Source organism: Polaribacter sp. HL-MS24, assembly GCF_032758595.1.
Taxonomy (GTDB): domain Bacteria; phylum Bacteroidota; class Bacteroidia; order Flavobacteriales; family Flavobacteriaceae; genus Polaribacter.
Window position 1 is genome coordinate 1,636,783 of sequence record NZ_CP136415.1, and the last position, 25,055, is coordinate 1,661,837.

Sequence of the window (25,055 nt, forward strand, 5' to 3'; positions counted from 1 at the left end):
ATAGCCCATGGAATGAGGTTTGTTAGCAGATGATTTTTAGAAATGTCTATTTTTTGTTTGTTGAAATAGGTGTATCGATAATTTTTTTACACATATATTATGAATTTGTTATTTTTTAAAAAATTCCATTGCATTTATTTTTTTATTTCAATTTAATACATACTTTTGACGCTCAACATCAAGAGAATGAACATGCAATACATTTGGACTCGTTTCAACTTTTACTTTTATTTTACTAAAAGCTGAGACTCTGTTGTGTATTGTAAAACTAACTATATATAAAAAGTCTCGAATCTATCGAGGCTTTTTTTTATGACTGTAAAATGAAGGTATCCATTCAAGGAATTAAAGGGTCAAATCACCACATAGTGGCGAAAAACTATTTTGAAAAAGAAGTGTCTCTATTAGAGTGCATGTCTTTTGATAGTTTGGTAGATTCTCTTATTGAGGGAAAAAGCGATATTGGTATCATGGCGATCGAAAATACCATTGCAGGTTCGATTATACCAAACTATGCACTGATCGATCAGCATCATTTACATATCGTGGGAGAATATTATCTAAATATTCATCACCATTTGATGGCCTTGACTGGTCAGAAATTAACCGATATTAAAGAAGTGGTATCTCATCCAATGGCACTATTGCAGTGTAAAGAGTTTTTTAAAAATCACAAAAATATTAAGTTGGTAGAAGATTCCGATACCGCAGATGTTGCCAAAAGAATTTCTGAAAACCAATTGAAAAACATAGCTGCCATTGCACCTAAAATTGCAGCAGAGATTTATGGTTTAGAAGTAATTGAAGATGAGATTCAAACGATTAAAGACAATGCTACTCGTTTTGTAATTGTGCAAACGAAGCAGTCCAAACTAAACCAGAATTCCATTAATAAAGCCTCTTTAAAGTTTCAGTTGGACCACAAAAGAGGAAGTTTGGCCGCTATTTTAAATGTCTTGAGCGATTGTAAAATGAGTTTGACTAAAATTCAGTCTCTTCCAGTTATTGAAATGCCGTGGAAATATGCTTTTTTTGTAGATGTAACTTTCGATGTGCTTTCAGATTATGAAAAGGCAATCTCTATTATAACCATTATGGCAGAGGATTTTAAAGTTTTAGGAACTTATAATAACGGAAGAAAATAATGAAAGCTGCTAAAAGATTAGACACCGTACAAGAATATTATTTCTCTAAAAAATTGCGAGAAGTTAGTGGTTTGCTAGCTGCTGGAAAACCAATTATCAATATGGGGATAGGGAGTCCAGATTTGCAACCCCCTAGGAGTGTCATTGAAGCGATTCAGAATAGTTTTCAGGATGCTTCCGCACACAAATATCAATCCTACCAAGGGTTACCAGCATTGAGAAATGCAATTTCTGATTTTTATAAAAACAAGTTTTCTGTTGATTCAAATCCAGAAAATGAAATACTTCCTTTGATGGGGAGTAAAGAAGGAATTATGCACATTTCAATGGCATTTTTAAATGAAGGAGATCAAGCGTTGATTCCGAATCCTGGATATCCAACCTATACTTCGGTAACCAAACTGGTCGGAGCAACACCGTTATTCTACAATTTAAGTGCTAGCTCAAATTGGCAACCTGATTTCGAGGAATTAGAGCGCCAAGATTTGACAAATACCAAAGTAATGTGGGTCAATTATCCCCACATGCCTACTGGAACAAATGCAACTTTAGAAACCTTTGAGAAATTAATTGCCTTCGGGAAAAAACATGATATTTTAATCATTAATGACAATCCGTATAGCTTTATTTTGAATGCACATCCGATTAGTATTTTACAGGTAGTAGGAGCAAAGGATGTTGCTTTAGAATTAAACTCATTAAGCAAAACCTTTAATATGGCAGGTTGGCGAGTTGGAATGGTCTTAGGAAACCAAAACTACATCAATCAAATTCTCAAAGTAAAAAGCAATATGGATTCTGGAATGTTTTACGGAATTCAAAAGGGAGCCATTGAAGCATTGAATTTATCAGATGATTGGTTTTTAGAACAGAATAAAATTTACAAAGAACGGAGAGATTTGATTTGGCAATTAGCAGATGCTTTGAACTGTTCCTATGACACCAATGCAACAGGGCTGTTTGTTTGGGCAAAAATCCCTGAGGGTAAAAAATCGGAAGAAGTAACCGATTCTATTCTATACGATTCAGATATTTTCATTACTCCAGGAACTATTTTCGGGAGTCAAGGCGAAGGATATATTCGGTTTTCACTATGTGTCAGCTCAGAAATTATAAAAGAAGCAATATCGAGAATATGAAAAACATCTATTTGATTGGTATTGGTTTGATTGGGGGAAGTTTTGCCATCGATCTTAGAAGGAAGTATCCCAAAGCTGTTCTTCACGGAATTAGCAGAAAGGATGAAACCCTACAAAAGGCTTGTGATTTAAATTTGATTGATCAAAAAGCCACTTTAGACGATCTAAAAAATGCTGATTTGGTAGTTGTTTCCATTCCTGTAGATGCAACAGTAAAATTATTGCCAAGTATTTTAGATAAAATAGCAGAAACTACCTTGGTTATTGATGCTGGTTCAACAAAAGAAGCCATTTGCAAAGTAGTAGAAAATCATCCTAGAAGAAGAAATTTTTTAGCTTGTCACCCAATTGCAGGAACAGAAAATTCAGGGCCTACCGCAGCAATACCCAATTTATACGTGGGGAAAACAAATATTATTTGTGAAGTAGAAAAAACCACTTTTAAGCTTCAAGAAAAAGCCTTAGAGATTTTTTCAGAGTTAGGAATGCGGATTCGGTACATGGATGCAAAATCGCATGACAAACACATTGCATATGTATCACATTTGTCCCACATCAGTTCTTTTATGTTAGGAAAGACCGTTTTGGAAAAAGAAAAAAATGAACGTGATATTTTTGATATGGCTGGTTCTGGGTTCACATCTACAGTACGTTTGGCAAAAAGCTCTCCAGCAATGTGGACGCCTATATTTGAACAAAATAAAGAAAATGTTATCGAAACATTGGAAGAATACATCAACAATTTAGAGCACTTTAAAAAGCTGATGCAACAAGATAATTTCTCTGAAATTTTTAGTGAAATGGAGAATGCGAATTATATTAAACAGATTTTAAACGGCATAAAATAAAAGCCAAAAACCGCTGTTAATTCGAGCTTTTCGAAAGCCACAGCACAAACAATTATTACAATGGAGAATACAAAAGAATTGAAAACATGGTTGGATGACATGAAATTAGAGCATCCTCTAGTAATAGCAGGGCCTTGTAGTGCAGAAACCGAAGAACAGGTTATGAAAATTGCACACGAATTAAAAGATTCTGATGTAAACTATTTTAGAGCGGGTATATGGAAACCGAGAACACGTCCAGGAATGTTTGAAGGAGTAGGTGCTTTAGGCTTAAAGTGGTTGCAAAAAGTAAAAGCAGAAACAGGAATGAAAACCTGTACTGAAGTTGCCAACGCAGCACACGTGAAATTGGCTTTAGAATACGATGTCGATTTATTATGGATTGGAGCACGTTCGACAGTATCACCGTTTATCATGCAAGAAATTGCGGATGCCTTGAAAGGGACGGACAAGATTGTATTGGTTAAAAATCCAGTAAATCCTGATTTGGCTTTATGGTTGGGTGGAATTGAAAGATTGTACACTGCAGGAGTTAAAAATTTAGGAGCTATTCATAGAGGGTTTTCAACCTATGAAAAGTCAAAATATAGAAATATTCCAGAATGGCAAATCGCAATTGAATTTCAGAACAGATTTCCAGATTTACCATTAATTTGTGATCCTTCACACATTACTGGAAATAGAGAAATGATTTTTGATGTTTCTCAAACAGCTTTAGATCTTAATTTTGATGGTCTTATGATTGAAACGCATACAGATCCAGACAATGCTTGGAGTGATGCTGCACAGCAAGTAACACCAGATTCTTTAAAGAAGATTATGGTAGACCTAAAGATTCGTAAAGAAACGAATACCGAGGAAGTATATCAGACGACTCTAGATAATTTGCGTGCGCAAATCAATGTAGTAGACACTCAGTTAGTTGACTTGTTAGGGAAGCGAATGAAGGTTGCAGATCAAATAGGAACTCTTAAAAAAGACAAAAATGTTGCGGTTTTACAATCCAAACGTTGGAATGAAATTTTAGGAAATATGATTTTAGAAGGTGAAAGTAAAGGATTGAGTGAAGAGTTTGTTTTAAAAATGTTCAAAGCAATTCATCAAGAATCTATCAATCATCAAGAAAAGATTATCAATGGATAACCAATAGAAACGACTATTTGTAGTCGATTTTCTTCTCAGACCTCGCAAGTTTTTAAAACTTGTGAGGTCTTTTTTTTACTCCAAAACCAATTTGAGAACATATCGGTAGGGCCAAATAAAATCTTCGTGTATTTGAAGCATTGTATTCCAAATTCGTAATTTATTCTCATCTTTGTAGGAATGACAGGAATCGTATACAAATCTACTGGAAGTTGGTATTGGGTAAAATCGAATGATGGCGCTTTGCATCAATGTAGAATGAAGGGCAAGTTTAGAATTCAGAATATTAAAAGCACCAATCCTATTGCTGTTGGTGATAAGGTTGAATTCGATTTAGAAAAAAAAGGGGATGAGGAAACTGGGGTAATTAAAACCATTCACGATCGAGACAATTTCATCGTTCGAAAATCAGTAAACTTATCCAAACAAACCCACATTATTGCGTCCAATATTGATCAAGTATTCTTATTAATTACAATTAATAACCCTCCTACTTTTTCAGCCTTTATAGATCGTTTTTTAGTATCGGCAAGAGCTTATCGAATTGATGTAATCTTGGTTTTTAATAAAATTGATTCCTATGCGCTAGAAGAACGTGCAGAGATTTTATATTTAAAAGATATATACGAAAAAATAGGATATGAATGTGTAGAGGTTTCTGCCACTCAAAATACAAACGTTGATACGATCAAGAAAATGATGCTGGGAAAAACATCAATGTTTGTGGGGCATTCAGGTGTTGGAAAAACCACATTGGTCAATACCATAGAACCGACCTTAAATTTGAAAACCAAAGAAATTTCTGATCAGCATAACCAAGGAAAACACACAACCACTTTTGCAGAAATGTTCGATTTAAGTTTTGATGCTAGAATTATTGACACTCCTGGAATCAAAGGTTTTGGAGTAGTTGATATCGATAAATATGAATTGGGAGATTATTTTCCTGAGTTTTTTAACTTAAAAGAGAATTGTAAGTTCAATAACTGCATTCATGTAAAAGAACCCCAGTGTGCTGTAAAAGAAGCATTAGAAAAAGAGAAAGTATCCTGGTCTCGTTACAGAAGTTACCTTCAGATTTTGGAGGGAGAAGAAGAATCAGAGCACTACAGAACCGATATCTGGAACGAAGAAGATACCGAATAAACAATGAAAGCTGTCATTCAAAGAGTTTCAAAAGCGAGCGTTCGCATTCAAGATCAAGAAGTAGCTTCGATACAAAGAGGGCTTCTAATTTTGTTGGGAGTTACTACTGAGGATTCCAAAGAAGATATTCATTGGTTGGTTCGAAAAGTAGCCAATCTTCGTATTTTCAATGATGATGATGAAGTGATGAACAACTCCCTACTTGATATCGATGGAGAGGTGATTGTTGTTAGTCAGTTTACCCTCCAAGCTTCCACCAAAAAAGGAAATAGACCCAGTTATTTGAATGCAGCAAGACCAGAGATTGCGATTGCTTTGTATGAAGAATTCGTGATCTATTTAGAATCGACAATCGGAAAAAAAGTACAAACAGGACGCTTTGGCGCAGATATGCAGGTTTCATTACTCAATGATGGTCCTGTGACGATTGTGATCGATTCAAAGCACAAAGTATAATTCAATTAGTAGGATGGATTGGTTAGAGCGTACAGAGCTATTAGTAGAGAAAGCGGGAGTTGAAAAATTGAAAAAAGCCCATATATTGGTTGTCGGATTGGGAGGTGTAGGTTCTTATGCTGCTGAATTCATAGCACGATCAGGGGTTGGGAAAATGACATTGGTTGATGGAGATGTTTTTGATGAAACCAATATCAATCGCCAATTAACTGCCCTAAAATCTACTGTTGGTTTGTCAAAAGCAACCGTACTTTCTGAAAGGCTTAAAGACATCAATCCCGAAATTGAGATCAGGGTAGTAGAAGCGTTTTTATCTCCAGAAAGCGCCTATGAAATTGTTTCCAAAGAATTTGATTATGTGTTGGATTGCATCGATAGCATCACGCCAAAAATTAATTTAATCGTCGCTGCCAGAAGAAAGAAAGTAAAGATCATTTCTTCAATGGGGGCAGGTGGGAAACTGGATGCAACAAAAATTTGTGTCAAAGATATTTCGAAAACAAAACAATGTACCATGGCTAGAGTTGTGCGTAAAAGACTCAAAGAACGGAAGGTAGATAAAGGTGTGAAAGCAGTATATTCAGAGGAAATTCAATTAAGTACCAGTGTACAAAAAACAGATGGGACCAATTTTAAAAAGTCTTATTATGGTACGATTAGCTTTCTCCCAGCAGCATTTGGGCTCCAAGCCGCCGCACATGTAATCAATTACTTATTAAAAAAGTAGTATTTAGTTTCCAAGGGAAATAAATTATTTATATATTTGCCATGGAAAATAATTATTTAAAACAATTAAACAAATCAATATGAAAAAAGTCATTTTATTAGTAGTGGTATTTGCAACAGTATTAACTGCATTTACAGGAATTAAAAAAGAAAAAACAACAGTAAACGATGCTGTTGCGATTGAAAATAGTGTAGCTGTAAACAATGTGAATCTCGAGGCTTCCGTTTTGACATGGAAAGGAAGTAAGCCAACAGGATCTCATAATGGAACGGTTGCTTTACAAAGTGGAGATTTAGTAGTTGAAAATGGAACCCTTACCCAAGGCGTTTTTGTGGTAGATATGAATACAATTACCAATACCGATATGGCAGGTTCTGATGGTGCAGCAAAGATTGAAGGACATTTGAAAGCTGCAGATTTTTTTGATGTAGCTCAGTATCCAACATCAAAATTTGTAATTACAAGCGTTGTTGAAGAAGAAGGCAAATTATTAGTAACTGGAAATTTAACGATCAAAGCGATAACAAAGAGTATTACCATTCCTGCAAGCCTTTCAACAGAAGATGGTATTTCAACTTTTAAGAGTGATGTATTTACAATTGATAGAACCGATTTTAACGTGAAGTATGGTTCTAAATCGTTCTTCGATGGTTTAAAAGATAAGTTTATCAATGACTTAGTTGAAATGTCTTTTGAAGTAGTCACCAAAGCTTAATCTCATTTTAAATCCCCAATACAGATGAAAATTATAAAAACAAAGAAAGCAGACAGACCTACTTGTGGATGTGGAAATACATCAGACCCAGATGGGTTTTGCGATGGATCGCATGCGACTAAATAAATAGTTTTTTGTATCCTATTCATGAAAACCCAAAACAGATGTTTTGGGTTTTTTGCATTCTTATTTCACCAATAGATACCTCAATTTACAGCTGAATTGCAGTTGTATTTTTTACTTGTTCAATGGAAAAGGTACTCTGTGTACTTCCAATATATTGTATGGCTGTTAGTTTGGTAATGAGAAATTCGCGGTACGCATCCATGTCTTTTACATAGATTTTAAGAATATAATCGTAATCGCCACTCACATGAAAACATTCAGAGACTTCTTCTAATTTCAATACTTCTCGCTCAAAAGTAGTCACGTATTCTTTGGTATGCTGCACCAATTTTACATGACAAAAAACCAAAAAGGATTTTTCAATCTTGCTTTTATCTACCATCGCCACATATTTTTGAATCACCTTTTGATTCTCGAGCTTCTTTATGCGTTCATAGACTGCTGTAACCGACAAGTGGAGTTGCAAAGAAAGTTGTTTGGTCGTTTGTTTACTGTCGTTTTGTAAAATGTTCAGGAGTTTTTTATCTGTGGTGTCAAGCATAAAAATTATCTATAAAATGAAAATTATGGACTCTATTATAGTTTTTAAAACTATTAATAAGTAAAAATATAGATAAATAAACTATATATGCAATTTGTAATTGATTTTTTTTCTAAATAATTGTCAATTTGAGATCACAGAAATTAAATAATTATGAAATTCAATCCAGCTGATCAGATTCAAGACTTACAATATTTTGGAGAATTTGGAGGTGTGAATCCCTCCATTTCAGATTCATCAACCTACACCTTTATTTCGGCAAAAACCATGTTCGATACTTTTGAAGGGAATGCAGATGGATGTTATTTATATTCACGGCATTCTACTCCATCCAATTTATACCTTGGCGAGGCTTTGGCCGCGATGGAAGGCACTGAAGCAGCCAATGTAGCTGCATCTGGAATGGGAGCAATTACACCCGTGTTACTTCAGTTGTGTGGAACAAACGACCATATTGTTTCGAGTAGAACTATTTATGGTGGAACCTATGCTTTCTTAAAGAATTTTACACCTCGATTAGGAATCCATACTTCGTTTGTAGACATTACCAAATTAGACCTTGTAGAGGCGGCAATCACTAAAAGCACAAAAATTTTATATTGCGAAACGGTAAGCAATCCACTATTAGAAGTCGCAGATATCAAAGGCCTTTCTCGATTAGCAAAACAATATCATTTACAATTGGTAGTTGATAATACTTTCTCTCCTTTATCCGTTTCTCCAGCAAAATTGGGAGCAGATGTTGTGATTCACAGTTTGACAAAGTTTATCAATGGATCTTCAGATACCATGGGGGGTGTTGTTTGTGGTACCACAGAATTTGTAAACTCACTCAAAAGCGTTATCGATGGGGCTAGTATGTTATTGGGGGCTTCAATGGATAGTTTGCGTTCAGCCTCTATTTTGAAGAATATGAGAACGTTGCACCTTCGAATGAAACAACACAGTAAAAACGCTTCTTTTTTAGCTGATAAGTTTGAAAACTTAGGATTGAAGACCGTTTATCCAGGATTGAAATCCCATCCGTCACATAAAATTTTTCAATCGATGTTCAATGAAGAATTTGGATATGGAGGAATGCTTACAATTGATGTGGGTTCTTTAGAGAAAGCGAATGCTTTAATGGAAATAATGCAGGAGCGTAATTTGGGTTATTTAGCAGTGAGTTTAGGTTTTTACAAAACACTTTTTAGTGCGCTATAGGACTTCAACCTCTTCTGAAATTCCTGCAGACGAGCAAAAAGAAATGGGATTGACTGATGGATTGATTCGTTTTTCTGTTGGTTTAGACAATGACATTCAACGCACCTTTCAAATAATGACTGCCTGTATGAAAGAGGTAGGGGTATTGTAAGTGGTGGTTGAAAAAGAGGTGAAACTTAAATCCCTTTTACTCGATTGAAAAACACTTCAAAATCTTCTTTAGTGGGTGGGTTTCCGGTGAATGGGAGCATATCCCATTGCTTGTTTTTTTCAATCAGAGTAAATTTAAAAAGTGCCGTCTTTTCATCTTCAGGATTTAGGATTGGATATCTTAGATCTACATAGGTGTAGGTGTCTGCCTGCTTTCCTGGAGAAAGATTGAAGTATCCATTGCTAAACCAAGATAGGGTTTGCAAATTTTTAGAACTTACATCCAATAGCTCGTGATTTTTTGGAACTGTGATTATTTTTTCTGAAAAATTACTTTGGTCGAGTAAGGAATAAAATGCCAGATGATAATCATCAGCAGTTTCTGCAACAGAGTACCATAAAAAAGTATTCATAATGGTGGGTTGTGCAGAAAACCGATGAATAGAAATTCCAGCTTTATCAAAAGATTTTTTAAAAACAGCATCTATGTACAACTTATTGGCTACTGTAAAAAGCAGATAAAAAGTACTGCTAAAAATTCCAATTTTGGTCCATAAAAGTCGTTTTGAGTTACTTCTTTTGAAGCACAAGACGACAATCATTGAAATTAAAAAAGGCAACGTATATAGAGGGTCTACAACAGAAATTGTATTGAACGCTACTCTGTAGTTCGAAAAGGGTGCAAATAATTGAGTGCCATAAGGTGTAAAACAATCTAATAGAGGATGGGTGAAAATAGCCCAAAAGAAAAGTAGTATCCAATCTTTTTGAGTTGTGGTTTCTTTTCTTTTTCCAGAATTATAAATTTTATAAGTCAGCCATCCAAAGAGAAATGCCCCTAAAAGTGCAAATATAATGGAATGCATAAATCCTCGATGGAACGCCATGGTTTGAATTTCATTAGCATAGAGCCATCTTCCGACAAAGACATCCAAGTCTGGTAGGGTACCTCCAATAGCTCCAAACAATAATGCTTTATTGCCAATTTTTTTCCCAAGTACTAGTTGGCCACAAGCAGCACCTAAAACAATTTGCGTTAACGAATCCATAACCGCAAATGTAAGGAACGATTTTCATTTGCATAGCCTAATGAAAAATTGTAACATTACAGTACAAAAAAAATAGTAAAATGCACGAAGGGAAAAATATTTCAGAAATACACATACAGGATCAGAAAATAATTGAGAATAAAGAATTGAGTCTTTTGGAGTCTTTAATTCCAGTTGTACTCTTAATGGGAATTTTGGCGTATAATATTTTTGTTCAAGATGGTGCATGGTTAGGAGACTATTCTAATCAATACATTTTATTAATCGGAGGCTTAATTGCTGCAATTGTCGGTTTTAGAAATAAAGTACGTTTGGTTCGAATGGCTGCTGAAGTTTGGGAGAATTGGAAAAGTGTTTTGGTTCCTATTCTCATTTTGTTTCTGGTAGGTGCTTTGGCGGGTACTTGGTTGGTAAGTGGTATCATTCCCGCTATGGTATATTATGGATTGCAAGTATTAAGCCCAGAGATTTTTTTACCTGCATCGGTCGTCATTGCCGCTATCATATCTATTGCCACAGGGAGTTCTTGGACAACTTCTGCAACAGTAGGTATTGCATTGGTAGGCATTGGAAGTGCATTGGGAATTCCGACAGGAATGATAGCTGGAGCTGTAATTTCTGGAGCCTATTTCGGAGATAAAATGTCACCACTTTCCGACACAACAAATTTAGCACCTGCGATGGCAGGAACCGATTTGTTCACACATATCAAATACATGTCCTATACCACTGTGCCAACAATTATCGTAACTCTTATTGTATTTAGTATTTTAAGTGGTACTATAGATACCACGGGAAGTGCTGATATTAGTGGCTTGTTGGCTTCAATTAAAAACACATTTTATATTTCACCATGGTTGTTTGTTGTTCCAGGGATGGTGATTGCCATGATCTTATTAAAAACAAAACCTTTAATTGCCTTGGGTAGTGGGGTTGTAATGGCAGGAGTTTTTGCCCATATGTTTCAAGGGGATGTATTGAGTAGTTTTTCTGATTCCAAATTAGAGGGAATCATGACTTCCTTTTGGACCGATGTTCAAATTCAAACAGATAACGAAAAGTTAACAGAATTATTTAGTTCTGGTGGAGTTCTGGGGATGTTATGGACGATTCTATTGATTATCTGTGCCATGGTTTTTGGAGGGATTATGGATGCTATTGGTGCTTTGGCAAAAATAACAAAGAGTTTATTATCAGTTGCTACTTCTGTTTTTGGATTGTTTGGAAGTACCGCAATCAGTTGTTTTGGATTAAATGCAATAGCTTCTGACCAGTATTTAGCCATCGTAATTCCTGGTAAAATGTTTAAAAAAGCCTACGAAGATAAAGGTTTGGCTCCTGAAAATCTAAGTAGAACTCTTGAAGATTCGGGGACGGTAACTTCTGTGTTAATTCCTTGGAATACTTGTGGAGCTTATCAGTCGGGTGTATTGGGAGTGGGTGTTGGAGAATATTTTATCTATGCAATCTTTAATTATTTAAGTCCGATTACTACTTTATTGTTTGCTGCATTCTCCATAAAGATCAGGCAGTTAGTAAAAAAATAAACTATGATTGTTGCTGCTACACTTTTAGACGGCAAAGTCCTAACTGAGATTGCCATACAGTCAAAAGCCTTTTGGGGCTATGCTCAAGTGCATCTTGAAAGTTGGCGGGACGAGTTGACCGTCTCTACACAAATGCTTCAACAATGTAGTGTGTCTAAATTTTTAGTTGGGACTAAGCCTGTTGGATTTTATGTATTGAATTTGCCAAAAGGTGAATGTATAGAATTGGAAATGCTCTTTGTTTTGCCTCAATACATAGGGAAAGGAATTGGAAGTCAGTTACTGGAAGATGTATTTTTTAAGGTGACAAAAATGAATTTAAAATCGATTATCTTAGTTGCAGATCCCAATGCAGTTCCTTTTTATGAATCAAAAGGGTTTTATGAAATTGATCGTAAAGAGAGCTCTATTGCTGGTCGTTTTTTGCCGCTACTGAAAAAAGATGTAGCAGGATAGAAAGGATGAGTAGGATCCAAGGTGCTCCATGCAATAGTACATCAAACCAATCTTGCCCCTGCATGGCATCTACTCCCGAAAACGCGTTTCCACCTAATATCCATTGAATTTTTCCCAAAAGATGTGGGGGATTAAAAGGAGCTAAACCCAAAGTAAAACTTCCAATTAAAAAGAGTTTCCAGTTATTTTTCAATTTTTGTATCATAGGTGTGTTAAAGGATTGATTAAGAGATTAATTTTCCTGAGAACGATTTCTAAATAAACCAATTCCAGACCAAACCAAATCGAATGGTAAAATCTCTGTAAGGATAGTTGGGTGCAGAAAAATAAGAAGGAGTTCCTATAGAAGACAACGCATTGTCAATTTTAAAGAACAAACGGGTTCTTCTAACTTGTGCATTGAAGAAAAAATCTACTGTATGGAAGCCTATTTCGGTATCATTTTGTAATCTAAATTCTCCTAATAGCGGATTGTAGGCATTTGCATTGTATTTGGTAAAGAATTTAAAAGTTGTCCCAATCTGCACCTGCATTGCTTTTTTAAACCAATAGTCGGAATAATAGAAGGTGTTCCTTGTCACAAATTCCGGGACTCTTAAGACCGAACTTCCGTCACTAACATTCTGATACATTAGTGTATTGTTCAATGCAAATTTTCGATAGTTGATTTCTTTTGAAACTTTAGCTTTTAGGTAGGTTACATTACTTCCAAACTGTTGTGGGGTGTTCTGCTCGTCAAAGTAAGTGTAGTTGTCTATGTGGGTCAAGTTGACCGACGCATCTACCCATTTGGATTGAAAGTCGAAACCTAGGTTGCGGGTCTTTACGGTACTAAAATTGTTTTGCCAGTTATAATCATCATAGACACTTTGATGCAATAAAAAATTGAAGTTTGGTGACTTTGAATTGAGCAATAAACTCGCTTTTACAGAAAAGAGGCTGTCTTTTGTGTAGATTGCTTCTCCTTTAAAAAAACTTCCAGAAAGGTTAGAATTCCTGGAGTAATAGAAGCATCAGCGTTTAATTGAAAATTTTTGACTTTTGCTTTCCAATCGGCTCCAAAAGAAATTGCGCTTCCAGCTAATTCAATATCTGTAATAGTGCTATTGGTGTTTAAAATGGTGTCGTACCTATAGGAATAACTCGTTAAATCCGTTTTTACTTTAAACTTTCCCAAAACATATTTGGAGTTAAATTCTAAAAAGAATTGATTGTTGGTGATGGTGTTTTCGACTCCCTCATTCGTTGCATCTGTAGCATTTATTTCTCCAAAAAAAGATGGAGTTCTTGTCCTTTGTGTAAAATCATAGGTTTTGGTTTCACTGTTTAAAATATGCCCAATTTTTAAATTGCTAAAATCTTTTTGGGTAGTGGAATCTTTTTTCGAAAGCAACTTGAAATCGTGTTCGAAATAGTATCGAGATCCTTCTAATAGACTTTCAGAGTCGTTTAAATTCACATCCAATCGTCCACGATCTTCGAAATCAGGATCCTTGTTGGTAAAAGAGTTTAGCGATGCCTCCTGTAAGCCGCCGCTTTCCTGATTTAATATGTCCTGAGAAGTAATATGACCTCGAAGAGAGTATCGATTTTTTTTGGTTGTATAATGAAATGAGGTACTAAAATTCCCGCTGCTCGCCAAAGAACGTCTGTATGCACCTAACGAACGGATTCCTCTGTAAAAGAGAGAAACATTCATTCTTTTAGAAAAATTGAGTGAAAAAAGTGTTTCTAAAACCTGGCCTTGTTGCAATCCAGTTCGATATAAGATCTCGGTTGTAGGGGTAGGAACTTCATAATAGTTGATGTCCTCGGTTGATAAATAATTGAAATGTTTTCCTCTTACACCAATATCGGGCAGGGCAGAGATTGTTTGAAAATCATAGCCCAGATTGGTAAATGTTTGTCCCTGATTATGAAATCCTAAAAGTTCAAAATGATCCTTTCTTAAAAAGTTGAATTTGAATTCTTTCTGAATTGATAAGGTCGTATCAATATAGGTAGTATCTCCTTTAAAAGAAAACACCTTATAATCGGTATACTTGGTTTTTCCGGACAATTTAACATTTACGCTTCCAGTAGAAGAATTTATAGAGTCCATGAAAGGTTGTGTTCGGTTAAACCCCAGATCCTTCATTTCTTTTCTCTGAGAGAAACCATGAATGCTGGAAAGCAAAAATAAAACGAAAAGGAGATGTGTATATTTTTTCATAGTACTGAACTGCAACAACAAATGTAAAATAATAAAATGATACTGTAGAGCAATAAATTGAATACAAATAGTTAATTCTATAAAAGCGCCTCAAATGGTTTCATTTTAGTATTGTATTTGTGTTGGGATGTAATTAGAACGAACTAGATCGCTCTAAAGAAATTTATAAGCAAAAGATTTCTTTTCTTTGCAATATGCTGAAACAAAATTACAGTGAATTTTCTTTAGAAGCAGGAACCGATGAAGCAGGTAGAGGCTGTTTAGCTGGACCTGTAGTTGCAGCAGCGGTTATTTTGCCAGTTAATTTCACCCATCCATTTTTAAACGATTCAAAACAATTGTCTGAAAAAAAGAGAGCACAATTGCGGCCTATTATAGAAGAACAAGCATTGGCTTTTGGCGTTTCTTTTGTTTGGCAAGACGAAGTTGATGAGATCAATGTATTGCAAGCTTCTATTACTGGAATGCATCGTTCAATTGAGGCACTTCAAATACTACCCGAATTTATTATAGTAGATGGGAATCGATTTCGGACTTACAAAGATATTCCGCACAAAACCATTGTAAAAGGGGATGCAAAATACCTAAGTATTGCTGCCGCTTCTGTTTTGGCGAAAACCTACAGGGATGCATACATGCAGAAAATCCACAATGAATTTCCGATGTATAATTGGAAAAAAAATAAAGGATATCCTACCATAGAACATCGAGAAGGGATTCGAAAATTTGGTACGACCCGCTATCACAGAAAAACGTTTCAATTACTGCCCAAACAATTAAAGTTAAAATTACCTCCACAGATCCTTAAATCAGATTCGGAATAACACTTGTTTCGAAGGATAGTATTTATTTTTCAGATTCCTCTTTGATATCCAAATCATACCCAAACTTTTCTCTATTTTTACGATCTCAATTTTTTTCAGATGATAAAAAAAACACGTGTAGAAATTACCAAATGTATCCTTCATAAAGTAGCCAATAAGTTTAATAGTGGTCACAATGTTTTCTCAAAAGATCTTATTCGTTTTGATCAGGAGGGGTATGATTTAATGAAGAGTTTTTTATTAAAGCCATTTGGGACTCTGACACAAAGTTATCGTTTTTCCCATCATGCAGATGTGCGTTTGAATGAATTGAACAATTATGCTTCAGAAATTTTTAAGGATGAAAATTCGTTTATAGAGTATTCAAAAAACATTGTCAACCATTTGTATGAACAATCCAATTCTGCTCAAATAAAAACAGGAGATGTCTTAATTGTTCTTATTGAAGGTATTGAGTACAAAGATGTGTTGACAGAAGCGATTGGAATTTTTAAAATTGAAAACAAGGTCGATTTTTTTCAAACCTACCTAGACGACAATCAAAGTTTTGATGTAGTTGTACAAAAAGGAATTTCAACAAAGAAAATTGACAAAGGCTGTTTGATTTTAAATACTTCTGATGCAGAGGGAACGATTGTTTTGTCGGTAGATCACAACAATTATGATGCACAATACTGGATCAAGAATTTTATGAGTGTGAAATTGGCAGATGATTACAATTCGCACACACAAAATTATTTGGAGATGTGTAAAGAATTCTCGGAAGAGGTGATCAAGCCAGAGTTGGGGATGAAAGAACAAGGAAATTTCTTAGCCAGTACGGTAGATTATTTTAAAGAAAATGAAGCGGTAGACTACGCTACTTTTAAAGATGAGGTTTTTGAAGAAGACAAGCATAAGGAACTGTTTGATGACTATAAGAAACATTATGAGACCTTAAATGATGTGCTCATTCGGAATAATTTTGATGTTTCAGGGGTGGTTCTAAAGAAAGAAAAAAGTAAGCTTAAAACCGAAATAAAGTTAGATACACAGATCAGTATCAAGTTGGATGTAGACGCTCCTGAAGCTGCTTCGGAATATCTTGAACGAGGTTATGATGAGGAGAAAAAAATGAAGTACTATAAAGTCTATTTTAACGAAGAAAAATAAAGGATTTTATTTTTGTATTTCAAATTGTTGAGATTTGTACTAAGAATCTATTTCAAAAAGACTTTTAAAATGTTTTAAAAGGGTCTTTTTTACGGCTTCTTGATCAACTTTTTTGCCCAGCTCAACCTCCATTGAAGTCACTGCTTTGCCTTTAATTCCGCAGGGAACAATATTGTCAAAATAGCCCAAATTTACATTCACGTTTAGGGCAAATCCGTGCATGGTGACCCATCTTGAAGAGCGAATTCCCATCGCACAAATTTTCCTAGCAAAGGGTGTACCAACATCGAGCCAAACTCCAGTTTCTCCATCACTTCTTACTCCTTTTAATCCATATTCAGCAATGGTCAAAATAATGGTTTCTTCCAACAAGCGAAGGTATTTGTGGATGTCTGTGAAAAAATTTTCTAAATCCAAAATCGGATATCCAACAATTTGACTAAGGACCATGATAGGTGATGTCTCCCCCTCGATTGATTTTGTAAAAAGTAGCTTCTTTTTCTTCTAACTGTTTCTCATTGAGTAATAAATTACTCAAATCTCCACTTTTTCCTAGGGTATATACATGAGGGTGTTCTACAAATAAAAAATAATTGGGTGTAGGTTGGTTTGTATTTGTTCGGCGATTTGTGATTTTAAGATCTACAATTTCTTGAAGCAAAGAGGTTTGATACTCCCATGTTTCTTTGTAGTCTTTTGAATTGAGATCGATAAAGGTAGTTTTCCTATTTTTTTGCACATGACAAAGATAAATATTTGGTTATATTTGGAGTGCTATAATCTTTAAAAGTAATCAATCATTTATGATGAAAAAAAATGCATTCCTACTTTTCTTTTTTTTGTGGGGAGTTTCTGGCTTTGCACAGTCTTCGCAATGGACAATGCTTTCCGAAAAAGGAGACAAGTTTTCTAAAAGGGAATTGAAAACAAGAGAACAGTTGCCCACTAACCATAAAATATTTGCTTTTGATTTTGAATCTTTTCAGCAAAAAATACAAACATCTTCTTTAAAAACAATTGAGTTGCCCACCTTAGACGGAATTCAACAGTTTTCCTATTTGGAAAATTCTTCTTTATCGCCTGCACTTGCGGCTAAGTTTCCAATGATCCAATCTTATCAGGGGGAAGGAATCGATGATCCATCAAAGACGGCCGTCTTTAGTATGGGGACGAATGGAGTGCATGCAGTGATCTATTCCGTTGGTGAAAGTCCCTATTATTTGGATGCCTATTCAAAAAATAACAAGATCTACATTGCGTATCAAAAGAAAGATCTTTTCCGCAACCCATCTGATTTTAATTGCCAAGTAGAAGATGCTTTTAAAACCACCGTAAGTAAAGGTGTAGGACAACGCAGTTCTGGTGATGATCAGTTGAGAACCTTTCGTTTGGCACTCGCTAGTACAGGAGAATATTCGGAATTTCATTTGAATCAACAAGATATTGCTGTTACAGCTACTGAAGCAGTTAAAAAAGCAGCAGTCCTATCAGCGATGAATACCACTATCACTAGAGTGAATGCTATTTTTATGAGAGATTTGGGAGTGAAAATGGAATTGGTAGCTAACAACGATCAACTTATTTTTTTAGATGCCGCAACCGATGATTTAACAAATTCTTCTGCAAGTTCATTAATCAATGAAAGTCAATCGAAATGTGATGCGGTAATTGGAAATGTGAATTATGATATTGGACATACTTTTAGTACGGGAGCCGGAGGGCTTGCCGGATTGGGTGTGGTGTGCATTAATGGGCAAAAAGGGAGAGGAGTTACTGGAAGGTCTCAGCCCATCAACGATGGCTTTGATATTGATTATGTAGCTCATGAGATAGGTCATCAATTTGGAGGAAATCATACCTTTAATGGAACTGTTGGAAATTGTGCTGGTAACAATCGAAATGATCCAACAGCAGTAGAACCTGGAAGTGGGAGTACGATTATGGCCTATGCTGGGATTTGTGAGTCAGACAATTTACAAAATTATACCGATAGTTATTTTCATGCCGTCAGTATTGCGCAAATATGGAATATCATTCTCAATTCTGCTACTTGTGCAGCCGTGAGCCCCACTAGAAATACTCCTCCAACAGCCAATGCAGGACTCGATTTCTCGGTACCAAAATCAACACCACTAGTTTTAAAAGGAGCAGGAACTGACCTAGATGCTGGGAATACCTTGTCATATAGTTGGGAGCAAATAGATACCGAAGTTGATTTCCCCATTCCAATTCTTTCCACAAATACAGGTGGGGCAATGTTTCGATCTGTTTTACCCAAATCTTCTCCAAATCGATATCTGCCGGAGCTGTCAACTGTGATCAATGGAAGTACATTCTCTTCATGGGAGGTACTTCCTTCTGTGGCAAGAGATTTGAATTTTTCTTTTTTGGTAAGAGACCAAAACAGTGGGGGGGGGAATACCGCTAGAGATGATGTGTCGATTTCTGTCTTAGATGTTGCTCCTTTTGTTGTTTCGACACCTTCAACAGCAGTTGTATGGGGTGCAGACACTTCTCAGACAGTTACTTGGGAAGTAGGAGAAACAAATAGTGCACCCATAAATTCACAATTGGTCAATATTAAGTTATCTACAGATGGTGGTCTTACTTTTCCCATCACCATTGTTTCTAATACTCCCAATGATGGAACTGAAGTGATTGTAATTCCAATTGTGATGACTACATCAGCGAGAATCATGGTCGAAGCAGCAGACAATATTTTTTACAATGTGAATTCTGTTAATTTTACCATTGCCCAAGAAACGGCTTCTGTAAAAGATGATACCCTTAAAGGGTTTAATTTATATCCAAATCCATCAAAGGGAATCGTTAATCTAGAATTTGATATTGAAAATGTAGAAAAAGTTTCCGTACAATTATTTGATCTAAGAGGAAGGCTGATTCGTCAGAAATTTTTTTATAATAATACGACTAAATTTTCTGAAAGGATTTCTTTTCCTAAAGGATCAAAAGGGCTGTATTTAGTAAGAATTATAAATTATGATAAACAATTGACTAAGAAGATATTTATTGAATAAGCATCTCTGGGTATATTTAAAAACGATGCTCATTAAAAGGTCATGGCTCAACTATTTTCGAAGGAATTTCGGTATCCTTAGAATTCAAACTATTTTTGTTACATGTCAATAAAAGTTACAGCAGTTAGTAAAAACTACAGCAGTCAAAAAGCCCTAGATGAGGTTTCTTTTTCTGCAGAAAAAGGTCAGATTATTGGTTTTTTAGGGCCTAATGGGGCTGGAAAATCAACAATGATGAAAATTTTAACGGGTTTTGTTAGGCCTACATCAGGAGCCGTTTTTGTAGATGATATTGATGTTTTACAAAACCCCATAGCAGCACAAAAAAATATAGGTTACTTACCTGAACACAATCCGCTATATGCTGAGATGTATGTGCGTGAATATTTGCATTTTCAGGCATCGCTCTATAAAGTAGGCCAGAGAGAAGTTGAAAACAGTATTCAAAAAGTGGGTTTAGAATCGGAAGCGCACAAGAAGATCAATCAATTATCAAAAGGATTTCAGCAACGAGTTGGATTGGCAGCAGCAATAATCCACAACCCAAAAGTGTTGATTTTAGATGAGCCTACAACGGGTTTGGATCCCAATCAATTAGTTGAAATTCGAGCTTTGATTAAAGCCTTAGGTAAAGAGAAAACAGTTTTGTTTTCTACCCACATCATGCAAGAAGTAGAAGCAGTTTGTGATCGGGTAATCATTCTTCAAAAAGGAGTAATTTTGATGGATCAAACACTTTTGGAATTGCATCAGAATACAAAACAACTCATTGAAGTGACCTTTGATGTCCAAATTGAAAAGTCTCAATTTGATCAATTAAAAAATAAAATTTTCTTTGAAAACACTCATGGGAATACCTGGAAAATTCAGTTTGATTCAAAGAATGATATGCGTTCTAAAATCTTTGATTTTGCCCATGAAAACAATTTCAAAATTTTGGAATTGAACAGTCAACAGAAAACCTTGGAAACGCTTTTTAGAGAGGTAACACAGTCCTTGCATTTTCATGAAAACTAGGAATTCTCATTTACAGTTCAGTTTAATTCAATTTGAAATTAATTTGCTGTGCTTCTAGAGTTGCCAGTAATTCATTTGTAATTTTCACTTTTGTATTTCTACTTGGCAAACTCACTTCAATTTTTTCTTTTGCATCCCAAACGGTAAAATATAAAGATTGTTTTCCAGGATTGTTTTTTAGAATGGTTTCCAAATTCAAGATGGTGTCTTCTTTAATTTCTTCTAGAGGAATTTTAATGGTCACTTTTTTACAGAGTTCGTCCATGATATCGTGCAGGAGTTTCATTTCAGTAAATTTCAATCTCGGTTCACCTTTTACACCGTCTTTATTCGTCCAGCCAGGTTGAATGGTCGCCCGGACAAATAAGAAAGAGTTGGGTACTAAAAAGTGTTTCATTTTTAAGTATTCTTCTCCAAAAATTCGAAATTCATTACTATCGCCATAATCTTCTATGGTAAATAAAGCCCAACCTTTTCCTGCTTTTGATACTCGGTGCTGAACATCCGATATAATTCCCGCAAAAGACAAATTCATATTAACGTATTTTGCTAAGGTCTCCTTTGAAGTGCTTTATAGTTGCGTTGCAAAAAATCATTTCATTTTTAAAATCATCTAAAGGATGTGCAGAAATATAAATTCCAATCACTTCTTTTTCTTGAGAGAGAAGTTCCATAGTTCCTCAGGTTTCACATTCTGGAATATCTGGTTCTGGAAATTGAACGGTAGAGGCTTCTCCAAACATGGATACTTGTGCAGAATTTTCGTTTTCTTGGTATTTACTTCCAAATTTCATTGCCCGTTCTAAAAAGGTAATTCCTTTTTCATCTTTGCTAAAATATTGCGCTCTGTGGGTATCTTCAAATGAGTCAAAGGCGCCTGCTTTGACCAAGCTATCAAAGGATTTTTTATTGGCTGCACGCAAATCGACACGTTTAGCCAAATCGAAGATTGAATTGTAATTTCCGTTTTCTTTTCGCTCTTTGATAATCGCTCTTACAGCAGAGGCTCCCACTCCTTTTACAGCGGCCATTCCAAAACGAACTGCACCTTCTTGATTTACTGAAAATTTTAAATAAGATTCGTTCAAATCGGGACCTAAAACGGCCAAGCCCATGCGCTTGCATTCTTCCATAAAGAATGAAACCGATTTTATATCATTCATATTGTTTGATAAAACAGAAGCCATATATTCAGCGGGATAATGCGCTTTTAAATAGGCTGTTTGATAGGCTATCATTGCATAGCAAGTAGAGTGTGACTTGTTAAAAGCATAACTCGCAAAGGCCTCCCAATCTTTCCAGATTTTTTCCAACTTTTCTGCATCATGTCCATTTGTAGCTGCTTGTTCGATAAATTTTGGTTTCATTTTATCCAAAACGGCAATTTGCTTTTTCCCCATTGCCTTCCTTAAAACGTCCGCTTCACCTTTGGTAAAATTCGCTAACTTTTGTGAGAGAAGCATTACCTGCTCTTGGTACACGGTAATACCGTAGGTCTCTGCCAAATATTCTTCCATGGCAGGCAAATCGTACTCAATATCTTCTGTCCCGTGTTTTCTGTTAATGAAAGACGGAATGTATTCCATTGGTCCCGGTCGGTACAAAGCGTTCATGGCAATTAAATCGGCAAAAACTGTCGGTTTTAAAGAACGCATGTGCTTTTGCATTCCTGGGGATTCGTATTGAAAGATGCCAACCGTTTCTCCTTTTTGGAAAAGTTCATAGGTTTTTTCATCATCCAAAGGAAAATTTTCTGGATCTAAATCGACATTGTGTTTTGCTTTTACAATTTTTACAGTATCCTTAATTAAGGTCAGTGTTTTTAAACCCAAGAAATCCATTTTCAATAGGCCTGCAGACTCTACCACTGAGTTGTCAAATTGGGTGACATACATGTCAGAATCTTTTGCCAAGGCTACAGGAACATAATTTGTAATGTCGCCAGGAGTGATGATAACACCACAGGCATGAATCCCTGTATTTCTGATTGAACCTTCTAAGATGGTCGCTTTATTGATCGTTTCGGCAGTAAGGTCATTTCCATAAGAAAGGGTTTTTAATTCTTCAACAAGTTGTTTTTCTTCCGCTCTTAAACCAGCAACCTTTCCTTTACTTTTTGCATCGTCACCAAAAATATTTTGTAGCTTGATTAAAGGCAATAATTTTGCAATTCGATCTGCTTCAAAAAGAGGTAGATCTAAAACTCTAGCAGTATCTCTAATTGAAGATTTTGCAGCCATGGTTCCGTACGTAATAATCTGTGCAACTTGATTTGCACCGTATTTTTGAATCACATAATCCATCACTCGACCTCGACCTTCATCATCAAAATCAATATCAATATCGGGCATGGAAACTCGTTCTGGATTTAAGAAACGCTCAAAAAGCAGATCGTATTTAATGGGGTCGATATTAGTAATCCATAGACAGTATGCCACCACCGAACCGGCAGCCGAACCCCGTCCGGGTCCAACAGCCACATCCATATTTCTGGCCTCTCGAATAAAATCTTCTACAATTAAAAAATATCCAGGATATCCTGTTTTTTCAATTACCGAAAGTTCAAAATCTAACCGTTCTTGGATCGCTTCAGTAATTTCTCCATATCGTTTTTTTGCACCTTCATAAGTAATGTGTTTTAGGAAATTGTTTTCTCCTCTTTTCCCATTGTCTTCTTCATCCTTAGGGTCAATAAATTCTTTTGGAATATCAAAAGCAGGTAATAAAACATCTCTTGCTAAAGTGAAAATTTCAATTTTATCTACGACTTCTTGAATGTTGATAATCGCCTCTGGTAAGTCTGCGAAAAGATGTTTCATTTCTTCCGTAGACTTGAAGTAATATTCGTCATTCGGCAAACCATATCTATAGCCTCTCCCTTTTCCAATGGGGGTTGCTTGCTTTTCACCATCTTTTACACATAATAAAATATCGTGTGCATTGGCATCTTTTTTATCGAGGTAAAAAGTGTTGTTGGAGGCGACAATTTTAACATCGTGGGCTTTTGAAAACTTTAATAAGGTTTCGTTTACAATGGTTTCATCTTGTTGATTGTGGCGCATCAATTCGATATATAAATCGTCTTTGAATTCTTCTTTCCACCAAAGTAGTGCTTCTTCTGCCTGCTTTTCTCCTAGATTAAGTATTTTGCTAGGAACTTCTCCGTTTAAATTTCCAGTTAATACAATAATATCTTCTTTGTATTTTCTGATGACTTCTTTGTCAATTCGTGGAATGTAATAAAAGCCATCGACAAATGCGATGGAAGACATTTTAGCTAAATTGTGATACCCATTTTTGTTTTTTGCCAATAACACAATTTGGTATCCATTGTCTTTAACCGATTTGTTTTTGTGATCAGTACAAACATTGAATTCACAACCCACAATCGGTTTGATAGGAGTTGCGGCAGTCTTGTTGTGGTTTAAGATAGCGCTCACAAAGTGAAAGGACGCCATCATGTTTCCAGTATCTGTCATGGCAATTGCTGGCATATTGTCTTTCGCAGCAGCTTTTACAATATTGCCAATTTGCATGGTTGATTGTAAAACAGAGAATTGAGTATGGTTGTGTAAATGAGAAAATTGTACATTTTCTAATGCAGCTAAGCCCTCTGAAGTAGACTGTGTTGTTTCAACATCTTTTAAGGTGTCAAGGCGTTTTCTTATTTTATCACTTTCTTTTTTAAGGTTGATATGTTGTAATCCAAGAACTTGAATCGGTTGTGGATTGACTTCGGTAAAGTTTTTAAAATAGGCAGCTTCAACCCCTAATTGTTCTTTTGTAAAATGCTTTAGCCGAATTAATTCTAAAAAACAGCGAGTAGTTGCTTCCACATCTGCCGTTGCGTTGTGAGCATCTCCAAAACCACTACCAAACAAATGGTTGTGCAATTCAGTTAAGGTGGGTAGCTTAAATTTTCCGCCACGACCCCCTGGGATTTGACACATCAAAGCCGTTTTTTCGGTACAGGTGTCTAAACGTGGAAGCTTGGTTAAATGAGTTTCAATACCCAGTCTATGAAATTCACAACCCATGATATTGATGTCAAAATTCACATTTTGGCCAACAATAAATTTCGTTTTTTGTAAGGCATCATTAAAAAGCCCCAATCCCTTCTCTAATGAAATACCCTTTTTTTCAGCTAATTCTGTCGAAATTCCGTGAATTCTTTCAGCGTCATAGGGAATATTATATCCATCGGGTTGTATTAAAAAATCATTGTGTTCAATAACTCTCCCCATTTCATCATGGAGTTGCCATGCAATTTGTACACACCTTGGCCAGTTGTCCGTATTGGTAATAGGAGCATTCCAGCTTTTTGGTAAACCAGTGGTTTCTGTATCAAAAATTAAGTACATAAAGGGCTTTTTTTCTAAGATGAATTTCGAAAGTTAAAAATACAAAATCAGCTTAGAAAA

The 25,055-nt window shown here is 35.6% G+C and carries 19 protein-coding genes and 3 pseudogenes; 15 read left to right on the top strand and 7 right to left on the bottom strand.

Annotated features, from left to right (window positions below):
- Positions 1-323: 323 nt before the first annotated feature.
- The 8 genes from RRF69_RS07690 to RRF69_RS07725 all read left to right on the top strand — a co-directional run bounded on the left by RRF69_RS07690 (position 324) and on the right by RRF69_RS07725 (position 7,319).
- The gene (locus RRF69_RS07690; protein WP_316939246.1) at positions 324-1,145 is read left to right on the top strand and encodes a prephenate dehydratase; all 822 of its coding nucleotides are present in this window, start codon (positions 324-326) and stop codon (positions 1,143-1,145) included.
- The gene (locus RRF69_RS07695) at positions 1,142-2,284 is read left to right on the top strand and encodes a pyridoxal phosphate-dependent aminotransferase (protein WP_316941122.1); all 1,143 of its coding nucleotides are present in this window, start codon (positions 1,142-1,144) and stop codon (positions 2,282-2,284) included. Before RRF69_RS07690 ends, RRF69_RS07695 begins: the two co-directional genes overlap by 4 nt.
- Entirely contained in the window at positions 2,281-3,132 is an 852-nt protein-coding gene (locus RRF69_RS07700; protein ID WP_316939247.1) for a prephenate dehydrogenase, read from the top strand. The genes RRF69_RS07695 and RRF69_RS07700 overlap by 4 nt, the downstream gene beginning before the upstream one ends.
- A gap of 60 nt (positions 3,133-3,192) precedes the next feature.
- A complete protein-coding gene (locus tag RRF69_RS07705) occupies positions 3,193-4,275 on the top strand; it encodes a bifunctional 3-deoxy-7-phosphoheptulonate synthase/chorismate mutase type II (RefSeq protein WP_316939248.1) in 1,083 nt (360 codons plus the stop codon).
- 180 nt (positions 4,276-4,455) lie between these two features.
- Positions 4,456-5,421 (top strand): ribosome small subunit-dependent GTPase A, encoded by a 966-nt coding sequence (rsgA, locus tag RRF69_RS07710; protein ID WP_316939249.1) that lies wholly within the window; start codon positions 4,456-4,458, stop codon positions 5,419-5,421.
- Between the two features lie 3 nt (positions 5,422-5,424).
- Complete coding sequence (gene dtd / locus RRF69_RS07715) at positions 5,425-5,877, top strand: D-aminoacyl-tRNA deacylase (protein WP_316939250.1); 453 nt, start codon at positions 5,425-5,427, stop codon at positions 5,875-5,877.
- 13 nt (positions 5,878-5,890) lie between these two features.
- Positions 5,891-6,604 (top strand): tRNA threonylcarbamoyladenosine dehydratase, encoded by a 714-nt coding sequence (locus tag RRF69_RS07720; protein ID WP_316939251.1) that lies wholly within the window; start codon positions 5,891-5,893, stop codon positions 6,602-6,604.
- Between the two features lie 79 nt (positions 6,605-6,683).
- Complete coding sequence (locus tag RRF69_RS07725) at positions 6,684-7,319, top strand: YceI family protein (protein WP_316939252.1); 636 nt, start codon at positions 6,684-6,686, stop codon at positions 7,317-7,319.
- 211 nt (positions 7,320-7,530) lie between these two features.
- Here the strand turns inward: RRF69_RS07725 and RRF69_RS07730 are convergent, their stop codons facing one another.
- On the bottom strand, positions 7,531-7,986 hold the full coding sequence (locus tag RRF69_RS07730) for an Lrp/AsnC family transcriptional regulator (RefSeq protein WP_316939253.1): 456 nt from the start codon (positions 7,984-7,986) through the stop codon (positions 7,531-7,533).
- 153 nt (positions 7,987-8,139) lie between these two features.
- Here RRF69_RS07730 and RRF69_RS07735 point away from each other — a divergent pair.
- Positions 8,140-9,340 (top strand): annotated as a pseudogene (locus tag RRF69_RS07735) (aminotransferase class I/II-fold pyridoxal phosphate-dependent enzyme).
- A 25-nt stretch (positions 9,341-9,365) separates the two neighbouring features.
- Here the strand turns inward: RRF69_RS07735 and RRF69_RS07740 are convergent.
- Complete coding sequence (locus RRF69_RS07740; RefSeq protein WP_316939254.1) at positions 9,366-10,388, bottom strand: metal-dependent hydrolase; 1,023 nt, start codon at positions 10,386-10,388, stop codon at positions 9,366-9,368.
- 80 nt (positions 10,389-10,468) lie between these two features.
- On the opposite strand from RRF69_RS07740, the gene RRF69_RS07745 reads away from it, so the two are divergent.
- Complete coding sequence (locus RRF69_RS07745; protein ID WP_316939255.1) at positions 10,469-11,935, top strand: Na+/H+ antiporter NhaC family protein; 1,467 nt, start codon at positions 10,469-10,471, stop codon at positions 11,933-11,935.
- A gap of 3 nt (positions 11,936-11,938) precedes the next feature.
- Positions 11,939-12,391, top strand: coding sequence for a GNAT family N-acetyltransferase (locus RRF69_RS07750; protein ID WP_316939256.1), 453 nt, complete (start codon positions 11,939-11,941; stop codon positions 12,389-12,391).
- Here the strand turns inward: RRF69_RS07750 and RRF69_RS07755 are convergent.
- From RRF69_RS07755 to RRF69_RS07765, 3 genes are read right to left on the bottom strand one after another with little or no spacing between them, the layout of a single operon-like run.
- Positions 12,342-12,596 carry a hypothetical protein gene (locus RRF69_RS07755; RefSeq protein ID WP_316939257.1) on the bottom strand — a complete coding sequence of 85 codons (255 nt, stop codon included), beginning with the start codon at positions 12,594-12,596 and terminating at the stop codon, positions 12,342-12,344. The genes RRF69_RS07750 and RRF69_RS07755 overlap by 50 nt on opposite strands.
- 49 nt (positions 12,597-12,645) lie before the next feature.
- Positions 12,646-13,347 carry a putative porin gene (locus RRF69_RS07760; protein ID WP_410479479.1) on the bottom strand — a complete coding sequence of 234 codons (702 nt, stop codon included), beginning with the start codon at positions 13,345-13,347 and terminating at the stop codon, positions 12,646-12,648.
- Entirely contained in the window at positions 13,317-14,492 is a 1,176-nt protein-coding gene (locus RRF69_RS07765) for a putative porin (protein WP_316939259.1), read from the bottom strand. Before RRF69_RS07765 ends, RRF69_RS07760 begins: the two co-directional genes overlap by 31 nt.
- A gap of 305 nt (positions 14,493-14,797) precedes the next feature.
- On the opposite strand from RRF69_RS07765, the gene RRF69_RS07770 reads away from it, so the two are divergent.
- Both RRF69_RS07770 and RRF69_RS07775 read left to right on the top strand, forming a co-directional pair.
- Complete coding sequence (locus tag RRF69_RS07770; RefSeq protein ID WP_316939260.1) at positions 14,798-15,427, top strand: ribonuclease HII; 630 nt, start codon at positions 14,798-14,800, stop codon at positions 15,425-15,427.
- A 99-nt stretch (positions 15,428-15,526) separates the two neighbouring features.
- Positions 15,527-16,579 carry a nucleoid-associated protein gene (locus tag RRF69_RS07775; protein ID WP_316939261.1) on the top strand — a complete coding sequence of 351 codons (1,053 nt, stop codon included), beginning with the start codon at positions 15,527-15,529 and terminating at the stop codon, positions 16,577-16,579.
- Positions 16,580-16,618: 39 nt separating this feature from the next.
- Here RRF69_RS07775 and lipB read toward each other — a convergent pair.
- Positions 16,619-17,318 (bottom strand): annotated as a pseudogene (gene lipB / locus RRF69_RS07780) (lipoyl(octanoyl) transferase LipB).
- 64 nt (positions 17,319-17,382) lie between these two features.
- Here lipB and RRF69_RS07785 point away from each other — a divergent pair.
- A complete protein-coding gene (locus RRF69_RS07785; RefSeq protein WP_316939262.1) occupies positions 17,383-19,617 on the top strand; it encodes a zinc-dependent metalloprotease in 2,235 nt (744 codons plus the stop codon).
- A 102-nt stretch (positions 19,618-19,719) separates the two neighbouring features.
- Positions 19,720-20,634: a gliding motility-associated ABC transporter ATP-binding subunit GldA gene (gene gldA, locus RRF69_RS07790; RefSeq protein WP_316939263.1), complete on the top strand. Its 915-nt coding sequence runs from the start codon at positions 19,720-19,722 to the stop codon at positions 20,632-20,634.
- Positions 20,635-20,656: 22 nt separating this feature from the next.
- Here gldA and dnaE read toward each other — a convergent pair.
- Positions 20,657-24,995, bottom strand: a pseudogene (dnaE, locus tag RRF69_RS07795) (DNA polymerase III subunit alpha).
- Between the last annotated feature and the right edge of the window lie 60 nt (positions 24,996-25,055).

Coding starts and splice junctions, on each gene's coding strand:
- RRF69_RS07690 (WP_316939246.1), top strand. CDS start 324: ATGAAGGTATCCATTCAAGGAATTAAAGGGTCAAATCACCACATAGTG.
- RRF69_RS07700 (WP_316939247.1), top strand. CDS start 2,281: ATGAAAAACATCTATTTGATTGGTATTGGTTTGATTGGGGGAAGTTTT.
- RRF69_RS07705 (WP_316939248.1), top strand. CDS start 3,193: ATGGAGAATACAAAAGAATTGAAAACATGGTTGGATGACATGAAATTA.
- rsgA (WP_316939249.1), top strand. CDS start 4,456: ATGACAGGAATCGTATACAAATCTACTGGAAGTTGGTATTGGGTAAAA.
- dtd (WP_316939250.1), top strand. CDS start 5,425: ATGAAAGCTGTCATTCAAAGAGTTTCAAAAGCGAGCGTTCGCATTCAA.
- RRF69_RS07720 (WP_316939251.1), top strand. CDS start 5,891: ATGGATTGGTTAGAGCGTACAGAGCTATTAGTAGAGAAAGCGGGAGTT.
- RRF69_RS07725 (WP_316939252.1), top strand. CDS start 6,684: ATGAAAAAAGTCATTTTATTAGTAGTGGTATTTGCAACAGTATTAACT.
- RRF69_RS07730 (WP_316939253.1), bottom strand. CDS start 7,986: ATGCTTGACACCACAGATAAAAAACTCCTGAACATTTTACAAAACGAC.
- RRF69_RS07740 (WP_316939254.1), bottom strand. CDS start 10,388: ATGGATTCGTTAACGCAAATTGTTTTAGGTGCTGCTTGTGGCCAACTA.
- RRF69_RS07745 (WP_316939255.1), top strand. CDS start 10,469: ATGCACGAAGGGAAAAATATTTCAGAAATACACATACAGGATCAGAAA.
- RRF69_RS07750 (WP_316939256.1), top strand. CDS start 11,939: ATGATTGTTGCTGCTACACTTTTAGACGGCAAAGTCCTAACTGAGATT.
- RRF69_RS07755 (WP_316939257.1), bottom strand. CDS start 12,596: ATGATACAAAAATTGAAAAATAACTGGAAACTCTTTTTAATTGGAAGT.
- RRF69_RS07765 (WP_316939259.1), bottom strand. CDS start 14,492: ATGGACTCTATAAATTCTTCTACTGGAAGCGTAAATGTTAAATTGTCC.
- RRF69_RS07770 (WP_316939260.1), top strand. CDS start 14,798: ATGCTGAAACAAAATTACAGTGAATTTTCTTTAGAAGCAGGAACCGAT.
- RRF69_RS07775 (WP_316939261.1), top strand. CDS start 15,527: ATGATAAAAAAAACACGTGTAGAAATTACCAAATGTATCCTTCATAAA.
- RRF69_RS07785 (WP_316939262.1), top strand. CDS start 17,383: ATGATGAAAAAAAATGCATTCCTACTTTTCTTTTTTTTGTGGGGAGTT.
- gldA (WP_316939263.1), top strand. CDS start 19,720: ATGTCAATAAAAGTTACAGCAGTTAGTAAAAACTACAGCAGTCAAAAA.